This is a genomic window from Rhodosalinus sp. FB01 (assembly GCF_041365715.1).
Lineage (GTDB): Bacteria > Pseudomonadota > Alphaproteobacteria > Rhodobacterales > Rhodobacteraceae > Rhodosalinus.
In genome coordinates this window covers 282109-295143 of sequence record NZ_JBGFSH010000005.1, presented here as the reverse complement: position 1 = coordinate 295143, position 13035 = coordinate 282109, and the positions used below count along the sequence as shown (strand labels likewise).

General features: G+C 69.8%; 13 protein-coding genes. 6 read left to right on the top strand and 7 right to left on the bottom strand.

The window, feature by feature from the left end; translation table 11 throughout:
* Window positions 1-6 precede the first annotated feature (6 nt).
* From AB6A65_RS10220 to AB6A65_RS10210, 3 genes are all read right to left on the bottom strand, one after another.
* Entirely contained in the window at window positions 7-426 is a 420-nt protein-coding gene (locus AB6A65_RS10220) for a universal stress protein (protein ID WP_371038264.1), read from the bottom strand.
* 85 nt (window positions 427-511) lie between these two features.
* Entirely contained in the window at window positions 512-3319 is a 2808-nt protein-coding gene (polA, locus tag AB6A65_RS10215) for a DNA polymerase I (protein ID WP_371038263.1), read from the bottom strand.
* Window positions 3320-3443: 124 nt separating this feature from the next.
* On the bottom strand, window positions 3444-3632 hold the full coding sequence (locus AB6A65_RS10210) for a zinc-finger domain-containing protein (protein WP_371038307.1): 189 nt from the start codon (window positions 3630-3632) through the stop codon (window positions 3444-3446).
* An 88-nt stretch (window positions 3633-3720) separates the two neighbouring features.
* On the opposite strand from AB6A65_RS10210, the gene AB6A65_RS10205 reads away from it, so the two are divergent.
* Complete coding sequence (locus AB6A65_RS10205) at window positions 3721-4656, top strand: ABC transporter ATP-binding protein (RefSeq protein ID WP_371038262.1); 936 nt, start codon at window positions 3721-3723, stop codon at window positions 4654-4656.
* Window positions 4657-4668: 12 nt separating this feature from the next.
* On the opposite strand, the gene AB6A65_RS10200 is transcribed toward AB6A65_RS10205, so the two are convergent.
* Together AB6A65_RS10200 and AB6A65_RS10195 are read right to left on the bottom strand one after the other, a co-directional pair.
* Window positions 4669-5040, bottom strand: a complete 372-nt coding sequence (locus AB6A65_RS10200; protein ID WP_371038261.1) for a histidine triad nucleotide-binding protein — start codon at window positions 5038-5040, stop codon at window positions 4669-4671.
* A gap of 10 nt (window positions 5041-5050) precedes the next feature.
* A complete protein-coding gene (locus AB6A65_RS10195; protein ID WP_371038260.1) occupies window positions 5051-6628 on the bottom strand; it encodes a DUF5928 domain-containing protein in 1578 nt (525 codons plus the stop codon).
* 177 nt (window positions 6629-6805) lie between these two features.
* Here AB6A65_RS10195 and AB6A65_RS10190 point away from each other — a divergent pair, with 177 nt between their 5' ends.
* Entirely contained in the window at window positions 6806-7624 is an 819-nt protein-coding gene (locus AB6A65_RS10190) for a sulfotransferase family protein (RefSeq protein WP_371038306.1), read from the top strand.
* Between the two features lie 125 nt (window positions 7625-7749).
* Window positions 7750-8568, top strand: a complete 819-nt coding sequence (locus tag AB6A65_RS10185; protein WP_371038259.1) for a phosphate ABC transporter ATP-binding protein — start codon at window positions 7750-7752, stop codon at window positions 8566-8568.
* 19 nt (window positions 8569-8587) lie between these two features.
* Here the strand turns inward: AB6A65_RS10185 and AB6A65_RS10180 are convergent, their stop codons facing one another.
* The gene (locus tag AB6A65_RS10180; RefSeq protein ID WP_371038258.1) at window positions 8588-9043 is read right to left on the bottom strand and encodes a GAF domain-containing protein; all 456 of its coding nucleotides are present in this window, start codon (window positions 9041-9043) and stop codon (window positions 8588-8590) included.
* 32 nt (window positions 9044-9075) lie between these two features.
* On the bottom strand, window positions 9076-10248 hold the full coding sequence (locus AB6A65_RS10175; protein ID WP_371038257.1) for an acetyl-CoA C-acyltransferase: 1173 nt from the start codon (window positions 10246-10248) through the stop codon (window positions 9076-9078).
* 103 nt (window positions 10249-10351) lie between these two features.
* Between AB6A65_RS10175 and AB6A65_RS10170 the strand changes: the two genes are divergently transcribed.
* The 3 genes from AB6A65_RS10170 to AB6A65_RS10160 all read left to right on the top strand — a co-directional run bounded on the left by AB6A65_RS10170 (window position 10352) and on the right by AB6A65_RS10160 (window position 13011).
* Window positions 10352-10705, top strand: a complete 354-nt coding sequence (locus AB6A65_RS10170) for an STAS domain-containing protein (RefSeq protein ID WP_371038305.1) — start codon at window positions 10352-10354, stop codon at window positions 10703-10705.
* A gap of 28 nt (window positions 10706-10733) precedes the next feature.
* Window positions 10734-11243, top strand: coding sequence for an ATP-binding protein (locus AB6A65_RS10165; protein ID WP_371038256.1), 510 nt, complete (start codon window positions 10734-10736; stop codon window positions 11241-11243).
* A gap of 190 nt (window positions 11244-11433) precedes the next feature.
* Window positions 11434-13011 carry a gamma-glutamyltransferase family protein gene (locus AB6A65_RS10160; RefSeq protein WP_371038255.1) on the top strand — a complete coding sequence of 526 codons (1578 nt, stop codon included), beginning with the start codon at window positions 11434-11436 and terminating at the stop codon, window positions 13009-13011.
* The last annotated feature ends 24 nt before the right edge of the window (window positions 13012-13035 follow it).

Here is a 13035-nt window from a genome sequence, read left to right as displayed (position 1 = left end):
GCCGCGTCAGTCCAGCTGGCGCACCACGTAGACGGAGCAGGGCGCATGCGCCACGACGTGGCTTGCGGTCGTTCCGAGAAGATAATCGCGGATGCGCGGGTTGGCCGCCTCCATCACGATGAGATCCACCGCCTCGGACATGGCGAGCTTCACGATCTGCCGGTGCACCGCGCCCTTGCGCACGATCAGGCGCGGCGTCACCCCCGGATGGCGGTTGGCGGCGACGAATTTCCGCAACTCGCCCGTCCAGTAGGTCTCCGCGTCGTAGATGTTCAGGTTGCGCTCCATCTCGGGCGCGATGGTCGCGACGATGAGCTCCGCGCCACGCCGCCCGGCCATTTCGCTGGCTTCCTCGTAGGCGCTTTGCTCGTGCTTCACATGGCGAAGATTGACGGGGCAGAGGATCTTTCGGACGGGCTTGACCATGGCGGGGCTCCGGGGGCTGGCGACGCTTCAAGCGTGACTGTCTCACGTCGCGCGCGGGCGGTCCACCGAGACCGGCCGCGCGCGTTCAGTGCGCCTCGGCCCAGTTGGCCCCCTGCCCCGCGTCCACGACGAGCGGCACGTCGAGCCGCACGGCGGGTTCGGCCGCGGCCTCCATGACCGTGCGGGCAGCGGCGACGAGATCCGCCTCGGCGCCTGCCTCCACCTCGAAGAGAAGCTCGTCGTGGACCTGCAGGAGCATCCGCGCGGGCAGTCCTTCGATCGCCCCGGGCATCCGCACCATGGCGCGCCGGATGATGTCCGCCGCGGTGCCCTGGATCGGCGCGTTGATCGCGGCGCGCCGGGCGAAGCCCGCCCGCGGGCCGCGCGCGTCGATCTCGGGCGTGTGGATCACGCGGCCGAAGAGCGTCTCGACCCGCTTGTGCGCCTTGGCGAAGGCGACCGTCTCGTCCATGTAGTCGCGGATGCCGGGAAACCGCTCGAAGTAGCGGTCGATGAAGCCCTGCGCCTCGGACCGCGGGATCCGCAGGTTCCGCCCCAGCCCGAAACCCGAGATGCCGTAGATGACCCCGAAGTTGATCGCCTTCGCCTGCCGGCGGATCTCGGGGGTCATGTCCTCCAGCGGCACGTCGAACATCTCGGATGCCGTCATCGCGTGAATGTCGAGCCCGTCGCGGAACGCCTCCTTCAGCGCGCCGATGCCCGCGACATGGGCAAGGATCCGAAGTTCGATCTGGCTGTAGTCGAGGCTGACCAGCACCTTTCCCTCCTCGGCCACGAACGCCTCGCGGATGCGCCGGCCCTCCTCGGTGCGCACGGGGATGTTCTGCAGGTTCGGATCGGTGGAAGCGAGCCGCCCCGTCGCCGCGCCCGACTGGACATAGGAGGTGTGCACGCGCCCGGTCTCGGGATTGATGTGCTCCTGCAACGCGTCGGTGTAGGTGCTCTTCAGCTTCGAGACGGCGCGCCAGTCGAGCACCTTGCGGGGCAGCTCGTGCTCCATGGCGAGATCCTCGAGCACCTCGGCGCCGGTGGCGTAGGCGCCGGTCTTGCCGCGCTTGCCGCCCTCGAGCGACATCTTGTCGAAGAGGATCTCGCCCAGCTGCTTGGGGCTGCCCACGTTGAAAGGCTCGCCCGCGAGCTCGTGGATCTCTTCCTCGAGCGCCGGCATCTTCTGCGCGAAGGCGCCCGACATGCGCGAGCGCGTGTCGCGGTCCACCTTGATTCCCGCCATCTCCATCTCGGCCAGAACGGGCACGAGCGGGCGCTCCATCCGCTCGTAGACGCGGGTGACGCGGGCGGTGTGAAGCTGCGGCCGGAACAGCTGCCAGAGCCGCAGCGTGATGTCGGCGTCCTCCGCGGCATAGGCGGTGGCGCGATCGATGGGCACGCGGTCGAAGGTGATCTGGCTCTTGCCCGAGCCGATCAGCTCCTTGATCGGGATCGGCGTGTGGGAGAGGTAGCGCTCGGACAGCGTGTCCATCCCGTGCCCGTGCAGACCGGCATTCATCGCGTAGGACATCAGCAGCGTGTCGTCGACGGGCGCGACGGAGATGCCGTACCGGGCCAGGATCTTGGCGTCGTACTTCATGTTCTGCCCGATCTTGAGGATCGCATCGTCCTCCAGGACGGGCTTCAGCGCCGCGAGCGCGTCCGCCATCTCCACCTGGCCCTCGGCCAGCGCGTCCGAGCCGAAGAGATCGCCCGAGGCCTCGGCCTTGTGGGCGAGCGGCAGGTAGGCCGCCTCCCCGGGGGCGAGCGCGAGCGAGACGCCGACAAGGTCCGCGCGCATGTCGTCGAGGCCCGTGGTCTCGGTGTCGAGCGCCAAGTAGCCCTGCGCGCGGGCGCGGTCGAGCCACGCCGAGAGGGTGGCGAGATCGCGGATGCACGCGTAGCTTCCGGGCTCGAAGCCCGCGGTCTCGGGCGCGTCCTCGCCCTCCGACGGGTCGGCGCCCCCCGGGTTGGTGTCGGGGATCGCCGGCGGCTCGACGCCCAGCGCCTCGGCCACGCGCCGGGTGAGGGTCCGGAACTCCATCTCGGAGAGAAAGCCCAGAAGCGTCCCGGCGTCGGGGTCGCGCAGCTCCAGCTCGTGCGGGCCGACCGCGAGGTCCATGTCGCGGTCGAGTTCCACCAGCTTCTTCGAAAGCCGGATCTGGTCGGCGTGCTCGATCAGGGTCTGGCGGCGCTTGGGCTGCTTGATGTCCTCGGCCCGCTCCAGCAGCGTCTCGAGGTCGCCGAACTCGTTGACGAGAAGCGCGGCGGTCTTCACCCCGATACCGGGCGCGCCGGGCACGTTGTCGATGCTGTCGCCCGCGAGCGCCTGCACGTCCACGACCTTCTCGGGCGGCACGCCGAACTTCTCCTCCACGCCCTCGCGGTCGATGCGGCGGTTCTTCATGGCGTCGAACATCTCCACGCCCTCGCCCACCAGTTGCATCAGGTCCTTGTCGGAACTCACGATGGTGACGCGGGCGCCGGCGTCGCGCGCGCGGCAGGCCAGGGTGGCGATGATGTCGTCGGCCTCGAAGCCCTCCATCTCGATGCAGGGGATGTTGAAGGCCTCGGTCGCGCGGCGCGTGAGCGGGATCTGCGGGCGCAGGTCCTCGGGCATCTCCTCGCGGTTGGCCTTGTAGGCGTCGTAGAGGTCGTTGCGGAAGGTGTGGCTGCCCTTGTCGAAGATCACCGCGAGATGGGTCGCGGCATCCGGCCCCTCGTTGTTGGAGATGTAGCGCTGCAGCATGTTGCAAAAGCCCGCCACGGCGCCCACCGGCGTCCCGTCCGACCGGCGGGTGAGCGGCGGCAGCGCGTGGTAGGCCCGGAAGATGAAGGCCGACCCGTCGATCAGATGCAGATGATGGCCCTTGCCGAAACTCATGGGGAAGCCTCCCGCCCGTGCAGTCGCGCCCTGTCTTGCCACGCAGGGCGGGCGGGCGCCAGTGGCGCGGCCTTGCGGCCGGCCCGCGCCACCGGACGGAGCCGGCAACGCCGCGCCGGGCCGCTCAGCCCTCGCCAGGCGCCTCGGCGAAGTCGCGGTGAACGTATTTCGCGTCGCAGTAGCCGCATTCGACCCAGCCGGTGTCGCGCGGGATCTGCAGCCAGACGCGCGGATGCCCCAGCGCGCCCTCGCCGCCGTCGCAGGCGACGCGCCAGCGATCGACGATTTTCGTCTCGGGCGGCTCGAAGGTCATCGGCATGACGGCTCCTGACGGTTGTAGGCGCGCGGCGCCTCGACTAAGGGCAGATATGCGCGATGAGCGAGGCAGGGACAAGGGCGACATGGCCGGCAACGCGATCGAGATCGAAGGGCTGACGAAGACCTATGCGGGGGGGCGCGGCGCGGCGCCCAAGCACGCGCTGCGCGGCGTCGATCTCGCGGTGCCGGAAGGGTCCGTCTTCGGCCTTCTGGGCCCCAACGGGGCCGGCAAGTCGACGCTGATCAACATCCTGGCCGGGCTGGTGCTGAAAACGGCGGGCCGGGTCGCGATCTGGGGCTTCGACCAGGACGTGAACCCGCGCCAGTCGCGCGCCGCGATCGGGGTGATGCCGCAGGAACTGAACCTCGACCCGTTCTTCACGCCGCGGGCGCTGCTGGAGGTGCAGGCCGGGCTCTACGGCGTGCCGAAATCGCAGCGCCGCACCGCCGAGATCCTTCGTCTCGTCGGGCTCGAGGACAAGGCCGAGGCCTATGCCCGCACGCTGTCGGGGGGCATGCGCCGGCGGCTCCTGCTCGGCAAGGCGCTCGTCCACGATCCGCAGGTGCTCGTCCTCGACGAGCCCACCGCGGGCGTGGACATCGAGCTGCGCCAGATGCTCTGGGCCAATGTCCGGCGGCTGAACGAGCAGGGGATGACGATCATCCTGACCACCCACTACCTCGAGGAGGCCGAGCAGATGTGCGACGAGATCGCCATCATCCACGAGGGCCTCGTGGTCGCCCATGACAGCACCCCGGCCCTGCTGGCGCGCTTCGACGCCAAGACGCTCGTGGTCCAACCCGATGGCGAGGTGCCGCGCCTGCCGGAAGCGGAGGGCGTGACGGTAGAGCGCCGCGCCGACGGCGCGCTCGCGCTGAGCTACCAGACCCGGCGCACGCAGGCCGGGGCGGTGCTGGACGCGGTGCGCGCGGCGGGCATCTCGATCCGCGACGTGCGCTCGGAAGAGCCCGACCTGGAGGACGTGTTCCTGTCGCTCACGCGCACCCGCGCGGAGTGACGCGCCGCGCGGCTACTCCGCGCGCGCCAGCATCCGGCCGAGCGGACGGCCGGCGAGGATGTGCACGTGGAGATGCGGCACCTCCTGCACGCCGTCGCGGCCCGCGTTCGAGATGAGGCGGAAGCCCTGCTCCTCCACGCCCTCCATGCGGCAGACTTCGCCCACCGTGCGGACGTAATCGACGATCTCTGCCTCCGACGCTTCCTGCGCGAAGTGGTCGAAGGACACGTAGGGGCCTTTCGGGATCACCAGCACATGCACCGGCGCCTGGGGCTGGATGTCGCGAAAGGCGAGGCTGTGCTCGGTCTCCATCACGGTGTCGTTGGGGATCTCCCCGCGCAGGATCTTCGCGAACACGTTCTGGTCGTCGTAGGCGTAGGCCATCCCCGTCCCCTCAGTCGGCAAACAGATGCTGGGTGCGCGCGATCTCTAGCGCCTGTGCGTCGCCGATCGCAAGGAATTCCGCCAGCGGCCGGGCGTTGGCCTCGGGCGGGTCGTTCTCGCGCAGGCGGTAGTGATGCGCAAAGCCCGCCTCGCGGATGCGGTCGCTTTCGAAGGCGATCTCGTTGCGGATCGTCGGCAGCAGCCGTTCCAGCGTCTCCCGCGGCGTGCGCGGCCCGGCCAGTCCGACACGCATCGCATGTCCGACGAGATAGGCATCGGTAAAGGCGCACTCGATCTCCAGGATCCGCGTGACCGAGCGATCGCGGCCGAAATCCAGCAGGAGATCGAGATCGGCGGGATCCATGCACACCACGAGCCGGTCGGCGCCGTGATAGTCGAACAGCATCCGCATCAGCGCGCGGCGGTGGCGATGGCGCTTTTCCATGCTTTTCTGGATGCCGCCCAGATCGGGCAGTTCGGCGGTCTCCTCGTTGAAGAGATACTCGGCGCAGGGCAAGTTCGTCATCTGCCGAATGCGCCCGACGAGGCGCTTGGCGACATGCCATTTCTTGCACACCACGATCAGCAGCTCGCGCTCGTGGCCGAGCGTGCCCTCTGCCTCCCAGAAGCGCGGCGCGAAGCGCCGGCCGATGCGGCCGCGCCCGGTGAGGAACCTGTAAAGGCTCCGCCCCTCGTCCGAGATCTGGAACTCGGTGCCCTCGGAGGCGTAGAGATGGCCGAGCCGGCGCTTCAGATCGCGCGCCTCGGGGCTGATCTTGCGGGCGAAAAGCGCATCCTGGCTCAGCAGCAGGTCGTAGTGGTCGTTGTAGAAGGTGACCGGCACCCCGTAGTCGGAGAACATGAGAAAGGTCAGCGTGCGGCTTTCGATCTCGGTCTCGGGCACGAGGTGGCGCACCAGCGTCTGGAACATCGTCTCGTCCGGGATCCATGTGGTTCGGAAGAAGCGGACGACGTCGGGCCGCCCGGCCAGGAACCCCAGGATCGCCTCCACCGTGCGGCGGCGCAGGCACCACCACTGGCTGCCGATCATCATTTCCAGGTCGGCGGGCACGCGCCGCGCCAGCCCGAGGCGGCGCTGGATGTCGAGCGAGGCGTAGAACAGCCGCTTCTGCCGGCGCTCGTTGAACCAGTGCCGGTAGATCAGCCGTTCCTCCCTGATCCCCGTCCGGATCCAGTCGGAGGCGAAGAAATCGACGCTTTCGATGTAGTCGGTGTCGCGCGCGTCGAGGAAGGCATGGGCGTATTCCGCCGACTTGATCGCCATGCAGTCGCCGGACAGCATGTAGAAATGCGTGGCCTCGGGAAAGGCGCCGAGCGCGGCCTCGACCGCGTTGAGCGTCGCCTGAACCAGCGACCATTCCCCCCAGCCACATCTGACCCGCCGTTTCGCAAAGGTCACGGCGGGGTTGTCGCGCAGCGCGGCGCGAATGCGCGCGAAATGCCCGGGATCCGCGCGCGCGTCGAGGTGGATGGCGATGCAGTCGCCCGCGGCCGTCAGCCGCTGCGCCTGCTTGACGATCGCGTCGGGATCCTTGTGGCAAAGAAGTATGAACGCGATCCTGGCCAAACCTGCGCGCCGCCCCCCCCGTGTCCGCCCCCGGTTCCGACGTTGATACCGCCGAAGCCGCGCCGGAGAAACAGTGTTTCCCGGCGCTTCGGCGCGATAGGTTCTTTCCCTGTTTCGCCGCCTCGCGGTATACCGCCAGACAGGCAGGGCCCGAAGCGGCTGACGGAGGCAGGACCCATCGGCTTTCCAGGCACATGGATGACCGAAAGCGGCAGCGTGGTCTACCGCGTGGTGCCGAAATGCGCATGCTCCACGATCGGGCAGATCCTCTACTACTCCGATCACGGGCGTTACCATGACGGCGACATCCACGACGCGACCGAGGGTCTGCACAAGTGGGCGCAGCCGGAAAGCCAGCCGCGCATCGAGGAGACGGTGAGGGCGCGCGGCGCGGTCGCCTTCACCTGCGTGCGCAATCCCTACAGCCGGATCCTGTCCTCCTTCTTCGACAAGATCTGCGGCATCCAGCGCAACGGGCGGCGCTACCGGGGCAACCTCGTGCCCACGGTGATCCAGAAATACGGGATCGAGGTAGGCGGCGCGGACGGCCGGCAGGACTTCGACCAGATCAAGAGCTTCCGCCGCTTCCTGCTCTTCGCCCGCGACACGATCCGCTGGAAACGCCCGATGGAGCCCGACATCCACTGGTCCGCCGTCTCAGGCCATGTCTCCACCTTCATCCTGAACGGCGGAAGCTACGACCACATCTTCTGGACCGAAAGGTTCGACGAGGGGATGCAGGCGGTGCTCGACGCGATCGAGACGCCCCACCCCGTCGATCTGGCGAAGGTGCCCCGCTTCAATGAAAGCTCTGGCCACGGGCCCAAGCGCCTGCACCCGGTGGAGGACTACTTCGACGATCTGTCGATGCACCTCGTCTACGAGATCTACAAGCGGGATTTCGAGCTCTTCCGCTACGATTTCGAGAACCCGGCCAACCGGATGCCCACGGGAGAGATCGACCTCGAGGAGGTGCACGCCAAGCTCGGCGAGTGAGCGGCGCGGCGCGGGTTCCGGCGAAACGTGAAACTTTTGTGAAATCCGCGGGCGCGTGACCCAGATCAATCGCCCGTCGGACGGCGCCGGGCATCCTCCTGCTCATGCACGAACGGGAGGACGACATGTTCGACCAGAACGGGGCCGCGGAGCGGCCAGGCGGAAACGCGAGCGACAACGCCGCGCCGATCATCGAAATACGCGATCTGAACCTTTGGTACGGCGACGGCACGCACGCGCTGAAAGATATGAGTTTCGATCTCTACCCGCGCGAGGTCCTCGCCTTCATCGGGCCCTCGGGCTGCGGCAAGTCCACCATGCTGAAGGTTCTCAACCGGATGCACGACGACACCCGCGGCGTCCGGATCGAGGGCAGCGTCTTGATGGACGGGCACGACATCCACGCGCGCGACGTCGATCCGCCGCTTCACCGGCGCCGGTTCGGCTGGGTCGCGCAGAAGCCCAACCCCTTTCCCATGAGCATCTGGGACAACGTGGCCTACGGCGCGAAGATCCACGGCCTGACCGGCAGTCGCGCGGAACTCGCCGACCATGTGGAGGACTGCCTGCGCCGCGCGCATCTCTGGGACGAGGTGAAGGATCACCTGCGCGACCTGGAAGCCACCGACCTGTCGGGCGGCCAGCAGCAGCGCCTCTGCATCGCGCGCGCGCTCGCCACCATGCCCGACGTGCTCCTGATGGACGAGCCCACGGGCTCCATCGACCCGATCGCGACCCAGAAGGTCGAGGATCTTCTGTTGGAGATCAAGACGCGCCATGCGGTCGTGGTCGTCACCCACTCGATGATGCAGGCGCGCCGGGTGGCCGACCGCGTGGCCTACTTCCATCTGGGCGAACTGCGCGAGATCGCGCCGACCGAGATGATGTTCAGCGCCGCGCAGGACCCCGAGGCTCGCGCGTTCATCAAGGGCAAGTTCGGCTGAACCCTGGCGCCGGACGGCGTTAGAACCGACCGAACGTCTCCGCGAGGATCGCGCCGAGGCCCGCCGCGTCGTCCGGGCCGAAGGCGGCGGGGCGGTCGCTGTCGATGTCGAGAACGGCGATCAGCCGGCCCGCGCCGTCGTGGACCGGCAGCACGATCTCGGACCGGGTCGAGGAAGAGCACGCGATATGGCCCGGGAACGCCTCCACATCATCCACGATCTGCACCTCGCCGGTGCGGGCCGCGGCACCGCAGACGCCCCGGTCGAACGGGATCGTCAGGCAGCCGTGCCCGCCCTGGTAGGGGCCGATCTTCAGAAGCCCGGGCTCGGTGACGCGGTAGAACCCGGTCCAGTCGAAACGCGCATCGGCGTGGTGGATCTCGCAGGCGAGCGTCGCCATCAGCGCCACCGGGTCCGTCTCGCCCTCCGTCAGCGCCGCCACCGTGCGGGCGAGCTCCGCGTAATCAACCGTCATCGGCGGCCTCCCCTCGCTTGCCGTGTCGGCGATCAGATCCGCTCGATCGCGATCGCCGTGCCCTCGCCGCCGCCGATGCAGATGGCCGCCACGCCACGCTTCAGCCCGCGGGTCTCCAGCGCGTTGAGCAGCGTGACTATGATCCGCGCGCCCGATGCGCCGATGGGATGGCCGAGCGCGCAGGCGCCACCGTGCACGTTCACGATGTCCCGCGGCAGCCCCATCTCGCGCATGAAGGCCATGGGCACCACAGCGAAGGCCTCGTTCACCTCCCAGAGATCGACATCGCCGACCTGCCAGCCGATCCGGTCCAGCAGCTTGCGCGCCGCGGGCACCGGGGCGGTCGTGAACCATCCCGGCGCCTGCGCGTGCGAGGCGTGGCCGAGCACCCGCGCGCGCACCGTCATGCCGATGGCCTCGGCCGTGTCGCGCGCCGCGAGCACGAGCGCGGCCGCCCCGTCGGAGATCGAGGAGGCGTTCGCGGCCGTGACCGTGCCGCCCTCGCGGAAAGCGGGCCTGAGCTGCGGGATCTTGTCGGGTCGCGCCTGGCCGGGCTGCTCGTCCTGGGCGACCACACTCTCGCCCTTGCGGCCACGCACCGTGACCGGCGCGATCTCGCGCGCGAAGGCGCCGCTTTCCTGCGCCTTCAGCGCGCCTTCGAGGGAGCCCAGCGCATAGGCGTCCTGCGCCTCGCGGGTGAACTGGTAGTGTTCGGCGCAATCCTCGGCGAAGGTGCCCATGAGCCGACCCTTGTCGTAGGCGTCCTCGAGCCCGTCGAGAAACATGTGATCGACCGCCTGCTGATGGCCGATCCGCGCCCCGCCGCGCATCGCGGGCAAGAGGTAAGGCGCGCGCGACATGCTTTCCATGCCGCCGGCCACCACGACCCGCGCCTGGCCGAGCGCGATCTGGTCGAAGGCCACCATCGCCGCCTTCATCCCCGAGCCGCACATCTTGTTCAGCGTGGTGGCCGGCACCTCCTCGCCGAGACCGGCGGCGAAACCGGCCTGCCGCGCCGGCGCCTGCCCCTGCCCGGCGGGCAGCACGCAGCCCATCACCAGCTCGTCCACCTCCGGGCGGGCAGCTTCGCCCAGGGCCGCGGAGATGGCGGCGCCACCCAGTTCCGCGGCCGGCATCCCGGCGAACACGCCCTGCAACCCGCCCATCGCGGTGCGCGCCGCCCCGGCGATCACGACTTCGCTCATCCTCTTTCCCCCTGGCTCGGCATGGCTCCCGCGTCTCAATACCGGATGGTAAGGAATCGGGTCTAGCCTCTCCTCGCGAGAGGATGGCCGGCCGGGGATGACGATGGAACTTTCGGTGCAGGACAGGGACGGCGTGCGGCTCGTGTCGGTGGCCGAGCCGCGGATCGACGCCTTCGTGGCGATTCGCTTCAAGGACAGGATGCGCGAGATCACGGCGCCCGACCCCGGCGGCGGCACGCCGGGGCGCGTTCTGCTCGATCTCGGGCGGGTGGAGTTCATCGATTCGAGCGGGCTCGGCGCCATCGTCGCCGCGATGAAGCAGCTCGACGGCGCCGCCCGGCTCGAACTCGCGGCGCTGGCCCCGGCGGTGGACAAGGTGTTCCGCCTGACCCGCATGGACACGATCTTCACCATCCACGACAGCGTCGACACCGCCCTCGCCGGGGCGCGCGGCTGATGCTCCCAGCCGCCGGCGGGTCGCTGCGATGAGCGCGCCCCCCCGTGTGCAGGCGTCGGGTGGCCCCTCTCGGACCGGCGACCGCCGGGTCGTCGCCCGCTGCGCGGCCCGGCCGGCGGACGTCCGGACCGCGCTCGGGCGGGTGATGGCCGGGCTCGCCCCGCAACTCGGCGACGGCGCGGGTCGGACGGCCACCGAACTGGTGCTTGCCGAAGTGCTGAACAACGTGGTCGAACACGCCCATGCGTCGGACGCGCCCTGCGCCATCCGCGTGGAGGTCCGGGTGCGCGAGGGCAGACTCGACCTTTCCGTCTCGGATGACGGGCGCCCAATGCCCGGCGGGCGCCTTCCCGCGGGGCAGTTTCCGTCCCTCGCGGGGCCGAAGGCCACCCTGCCCGAGGGCGGCTTCGGCTGGCCGCTCATCCACAGCCTGGCGCGGGACGTGCGCTACAGGCGCCGATACGGACGCAACGAACTCCGGCTGGCGCTTTGCCTGAAAGCGCCCGGCGCCACGACTGCCCCGAAAACGCCGCAATGAGTCCCAAAGGCGGACAGAATGCCGGGCGACAACAGCATTGTAGCTGCTTAGGCTTCCCTCGGTGCCGCGTCGTCAACAGCCCCCACCCAGTGCGCGGTACCGAGGTCTTCCCCCTTCACCGTCCCGAGCCTTGCAATCCGGCACGGCAGCCGCGAAAACCCGGCGGCTTGCGTCATGCGGGGAGGGCATCATGCGCGATTTCCAGACACCCGGCCGCTCGGCCGTCTTCTCCACCGAGGGCATGTGCGCCACGTCGCCCCCGCTCGCCGCGCTGACGGCGGTGGACATCCTGCGCCAGGGCGGCACGGCCGCCGATGCGGCCGTCGCGGGGGCCGTCATGCTCGGCCTTTGCGAACCGCAGATGACCGGCATCGGGGGGGCCTGCTTCGCGCTTCTGTCCGATCCGTCCACCGGCGAGGTGACCGCGCTGAACGGCTCCGGCCGCGCGCCCGCGGCCGCGGATCCGGAGGCGCTGCGCGCCGAGGGGCTGACCACCATCCCGCCCTACGGCGCACAGGCCGTGACGGTGCCCGGCGCCATCGACGCGTTCTGCACTCTGGCGGAACGCCACGGGCGGCTCGGCATCGACGCGCTGCTCGCTCCCGCCATCGCGGCGGCGGAAAACGGCGTGCCGGTGGCGCCGCGGGTGGCCTTCGACTGGGCGGGCGACGCCGCGGTGCTGCAAGGCGCCGCGCGCGACATCTACGCCGTGAACGGCACCGCACCCGCCCCCGGCGCGATCTTCCGCGCGCCCGGACAGGCGGAGGTGCTGCGCCGCATCGCGCGCGACGGGCGCGATGCCTTCTACACGGGCGAGGTCGCCGAGGACATGCTGGCGGTGCTGAACGCCCATGGCGGCGTGCACACCGCCGAGGACTTCGCGGCGACCGCATCCATGACCGCGGCGCCGGTCTCGGGGCGCTACAAGGACGTGGAGCTTGTCGAGCATCCGCCCAACGGACAGGGCGCGACGGCGATCCTGATGGCGCACATGCTGGCGGAGTTCGACCTCGCATCGCTCGATCCGCTGGGGCCCGAGCGCACGCATCTGGAGACCGAGGCGGCCAAGCTCGCCCACCAGGAACGGGACCGCCTGATCGCAGATCCGGACCACGCCGCGGCGGCCGAGGCGATGCTCGCGCCGGAGACGGCGCGCAGGCTGGCGGCGCGCATAAGGGCCGATGCGGTGCTGCCGCCGCCGCCCGCGCCCGCCTGGGCCGAGCACAAGGAGACCGTCTACATCACCGTGGTGGACCGCGACCGCCGGGCCGTCTCGCTGATCTACTCGATCTTCCACGGGTTCGGCTCGGGCCTCGCCTCGGAGCGGTTCGGGATCCTGCTTCAGAACCGCGGCGCGGCCTTCACGCTGGAGGCGGGCCACCCGAACGAGCTGGGACCGCGCAAGCGCCCGCTGCACTCGATCATCCCTGCGATGCTGCGCGAGAACGGTCGCGTGACGATGCCGTTCGGCGTGATGGGCGGCGGCTATCAGCCGACGGGCCACGTGCGGGTGATGACCAACCTCATCGACTTCGGGATCAATCCGCAGGCCGCGCTCGACGCGCCGCGCGCCTTTTCCGAGGCGGGAGAGCTGCGGCTGGAACGCGGCTACCCCGACGCCACCCGCGCCGCGCTGGCCGAGCTGGGCCACAAGGTGGTCACGCCCGCGCGCCCGCTCGGCGGCGCTCAGGCGATCCGGATCCACGAGGACGGGGTTCTCGAAGGCGCCTCCGATCCCCGCAAGGATGGCTGCGCGCTGGGCTACTGATCGCGTCCCGGTGCGCGCAGGCGC